This window comes from Phocaeicola coprophilus DSM 18228 = JCM 13818, from assembly GCF_000157915.1.
GTDB classification, from domain to species: Bacteria; Bacteroidota; Bacteroidia; order Bacteroidales; family Bacteroidaceae; genus Phocaeicola; species Phocaeicola coprophilus.
In genome coordinates, this window is sequence record NZ_EQ973635.1 from 26623 (window position 1) to 30432 (window position 3810).

At 42.9% G+C, this 3810-nt stretch carries 4 protein-coding genes; 2 read left to right on the top strand and 2 right to left on the bottom strand.

Annotated elements, in window-relative coordinates; genetic code table 11:
• Window positions 1-54 precede the first annotated feature (54 nt).
• Together panD and panC are read right to left on the bottom strand one after the other, a co-directional pair.
• Window positions 55-405, bottom strand: coding sequence for an aspartate 1-decarboxylase (gene panD, locus BACCOPRO_RS04775; RefSeq protein ID WP_008141465.1), 351 nt, complete (start codon window positions 403-405; stop codon window positions 55-57).
• A gap of 6 nt (window positions 406-411) precedes the next feature.
• The gene (gene panC / locus BACCOPRO_RS04780; protein WP_022277381.1) at window positions 412-1257 is read right to left on the bottom strand and encodes a pantoate--beta-alanine ligase; all 846 of its coding nucleotides are present in this window, start codon (window positions 1255-1257) and stop codon (window positions 412-414) included.
• Window positions 1258-1516: 259 nt separating this feature from the next.
• Here panC and BACCOPRO_RS04785 point away from each other — a divergent pair, with 259 nt between their 5' ends.
• Together BACCOPRO_RS04785 and BACCOPRO_RS04790 are read left to right on the top strand one after the other, a co-directional pair.
• Window positions 1517-2344 (top strand): glycogen/starch synthase, encoded by an 828-nt coding sequence (locus BACCOPRO_RS04785; RefSeq protein WP_040311203.1) that lies wholly within the window; start codon window positions 1517-1519, stop codon window positions 2342-2344.
• A 20-nt stretch (window positions 2345-2364) separates the two neighbouring features.
• Complete coding sequence (locus BACCOPRO_RS04790) at window positions 2365-3762, top strand: DUF4270 domain-containing protein (RefSeq protein ID WP_008141469.1); 1398 nt, start codon at window positions 2365-2367, stop codon at window positions 3760-3762.
• Window positions 3763-3810: the final 48 nt, after the last annotated feature.

The following is a 3810-nucleotide window of genomic DNA, read 5'->3' on the forward strand; positions in this document are numbered from 1 at the left end:
CGGAGAAACCTGTCGGGTTTCTCCGTTTTTGTTGTTTATCATCAGGCCGGCAAATTACACCAGCTTATTGGTTGTCTTATCAGGGAAAACAACGGTAGGCTTGAAAGTCTTGGCTTCTTCAAAATCCATCTGTGCATACGACATAATGATGACTACATCACCAACCTGCACCTTACGGGCAGCAGCTCCGTTCAGACAGATACATCCCGAGCCACGTTCACCTTTAATAATATACGTATCGAAACGTTCGCCGTTATTGTTGTTCACAATCTGCACACGCTCACCTGCAATCATATTGGCAGCATCCATCAGGTCTTCATCAATGGTAATGCTTCCTACATAATTCAGGTTTGCTTCAGTCACGGTAACACAATGAAGTTTTGACTTCAGAACTTCAATCAACATCGTCTCTTACTCCTTATATTTAATGTTATCAATCAGACGAACCTCTCCACAGAATGCAGTGATACATCCTACGATATAGGTACTGTCGTTCCAGTCGGTTACAGTCTGCAAAGTTGTACCATCTACGATTTCAAAGTATTCCAGACGCAAACCTTCTGCCTTCGCGATACACTCTTCTACATACAATTTTGTTTCAGCCAGAGAATGAGTCTTGGCATATTCACAGCTTGCAAAAAGAGCTTTTGAAATCTGAAGAGCCTGCACACGCTGTTCAGCACTGAGGCGTGCATTACGGCTGCTCAGAGCCAGTCCGTCAGATTCACGTACGATAGGACATCCCACGATCTCCAGGTTAAACGGATACTTGCGGACCATCTCACGGATAATGGCCAGCTGCTGGAAATCTTTTTCACCGAAGTAAGCACGAGTAGGCTCTACAATCAGGAACAGCTTGCTCACAATCTGACATACGCCATTGAAATGACCCGGACGGTATTTTCCTTCCATTACCGTATCCAGCGGAGCATAACTGAACTGACGAGTGTCGGGTTCAGGATAAATTTCTTCAACGGAAGGAGCAAAAACAAATGCTGCACCACAAGCCTCAAGCAACTTGCAGTCAGCATCCAGCGTACGGGGATATTTCAATAAATCATTCTTGTCATTGAATTGAGTAGGGTTCACAAAATCACTGACCACTACGACATCATTTTCGGCAACAGCCCGTTTCACAAGCGATGCATGTCCGGCATGCAACGCTCCCATTGTAGGCACCAAACCGATGGTCTTGCCCTCCCGGCGAAGTACATCCAGTTCAGCACGAAGCTCATTGATTGTTTGAATTAATTTCATTTTCTTTATCTCAGTTTTATACCATAATCTGAAAACGGTTGCAAAGTAAGCCATTATTTATCACATAATGAAGAAGAAAATCTAAAAAATGTACACATCTATCCGCAAAAAGGCATGCATTCACTTAAAGAAGCAACACTTACCTATACTACATCTTGTCACATTAACATACTATAAGGAATAATAAAAGGCAGAAAATTCGCCTTCACGATGATTTTTTTTGTATCTTTGCCCAATGTTTATGAGCAACAATAATAACATGAGCGCTAAAAAAGTTTTATTCATTACACAAGAAATTACTCCTTACGTACCTGAAAGTGAACTAGCCATCATTGGCCAGAATTTACCGCAGGCCATTCAAGACAAGGGTCGCGAAATCAGAACATTTATGCCTAAGTGGGGCAATGTGAACGAACGCAGAAACCAGCTGCACGAAGTAATCCGCCTGTCAGGAATGAACTTGATCATTGATGATACGGACCATCCGCTCATCATTAAAGTAGCATCCATTCAAGCTGCCCGTAGGCAAGTTTACTTCATCGACAATGATGATTATTTCCAGCACCGTCTGATCACGACCGACGAAAACGGCAAGGAATACGAAGACAATGGGGAACGCGCTATCTTCTATGCCAGAGGGGTACTGGAAACCGTAAAGAAATTGCGCTGGTGTCCGGATGTCATTCACTGCCACGGATGGATGAGTGCTATGGTTCCGCTCTACATTAAGAAAGCTTATTGTGATGAACCATCTTTCAGAGACTCAAAAGTCGTGTTCTCAGTATATGGTGATGGATTCAAATCCAATCTGGATCCCAATTTCATCAATCAGGCATTACTGAAAAGCATCACTCCCGAGGATCTCAGCATGATTCAGACACTGGTCAACTATGAAGAATTATGCAAACTGGCTATTGCTTATTCTGACGGAGTAATCCAAAACAGTGAAAACGTTATTCCCGGAATCATGGACTATGCACGAAGCCTGAACAAACCGGTTCTTGACTATCAGTCCTCACCCGAAGCCTACGCAGATGCATGCGACGCATTCTACGATAAAGTATGGGCAGAGGCTGAAAATTTGTAAACATACAAAACAATAAAACAATGAAATTAAAGTTCTTGGCAGCAATCGGATTTGCCGCTATCCTCTACAGCTGCGACGATACAACAACAGGAATAGGCGACTTTGTTGCTGAAAACGACGGTATCGAAGCGTTTTCCGACTCTTATGACATATCAACCCGCACTATTTTGCTGGATTCTATCTTCTCAAGAACCAGCAGTGCTTATCTGGGTAGGTTCACTGATCCGGAATACGGAACCTTCAGTGCCGAGTTTCTGACACAAATCAACTGCCCCGAAGGATATGAATTCCCATCAACCCTTCAGGCCATTGAAGAAGCAACTCTGGTCATGTATTACAACAGCTATTACGGAGATTCTCTGGCAACGATGCGCGTACAGGTGGATACACTCAATCAGGTCATCAATGATGACGGATCAGACAAACGCTTGTATTACACATCACTTGATCCGACTGCTTATTATGACAAGAACAAACCGGCACTTGCACAGAAATATTATGCCGCCCATAATCATACAATGAGCGACTCTCTGCGTAATGCCGTAGGATATTCCTCCATTACCCTGGATTTGGGTGAAGGATTCAGCAACCATCTGTATGAGAAATACATGGAGAATAACCATCAAAACTTCAAGGATGCCCAGGCCTTCATCAACAATGTACTCAAAGGATTCTATATCCACACCAACCAGGGAGAAGGATCTATCCTTTATATCTCAGACATCAAGTTGCTGATGAAGATCCGCTATACCACGAAAAACTCAGCAGGTACGGCAGACTCCATCGTCAGAGGATATATCCCCTTCCCGGCTACCAAGGAAGTGTTTATGTCTACACGCTTTGACAATGATAAATCTGTTCTGAAACAACTGGCAGCAGAAAAGGAACATACCTATCTGAAAACTCCGGCTGGCCTTTGCACAGAAATTACACTTCCGTTGGAAGAACTGTACAATGACCATAAAACGGATACACTGAATTCTGTATCCCTAACGTTCACCCGATTGAGAGAAACAACCGAAAGAACTTATCCCATGGGTATCCCGGGAACACTGCTTCTCATCAGAAAAAGTGAAGTGAAAGATTTCTTTGAGGGAGGAAAACTGTATGACAACCAGACTACTTTCTGCGCGGATTATACAAGCAACTCTTATACGTTCTCTAAACTGAACCGCCTCATCAGTCACATATTTACTGAAATAGAAAATAGCCCGGATACCTATAATCAGGATCCGGACTGGAACAAAATCTTGCTGATTCCGGTCAAAAAAGAGTTGGATGGCTCTAACAGTACTGAGGCTAAGGTTATCGGAGTTTCAAACGACATGGAAGTCAACTCAGCCCGACTGATCGGAGGAGAAGAAGGAGAAAAAATCCAGATGAATGTCATCTATACACAACCTAAGAACCCTAAATAAATCAGATATTTCATTCTGAAAATATTACATATAAAAAAGCAGAGTAAA

Bases quoted from the DNA above. Each gene is read 5' to 3' on its own strand.
- BACCOPRO_RS04790 (WP_008141469.1), top strand. From the start codon at position 2,365: ATGAAATTAAAGTTCTTGGCAGCAATCGGATTTGCCGCTATCCTCTAC.
- BACCOPRO_RS04785 (WP_040311203.1), top strand. From the start codon at position 1,517: ATGAGCGCTAAAAAAGTTTTATTCATTACACAAGAAATTACTCCTTAC.
- panC (WP_022277381.1), bottom strand. From the start codon at position 1,257: ATGAAATTAATTCAAACAATCAATGAGCTTCGTGCTGAACTGGATGTA.
- panD (WP_008141465.1), bottom strand. From the start codon at position 405: ATGTTGATTGAAGTTCTGAAGTCAAAACTTCATTGTGTTACCGTGACT.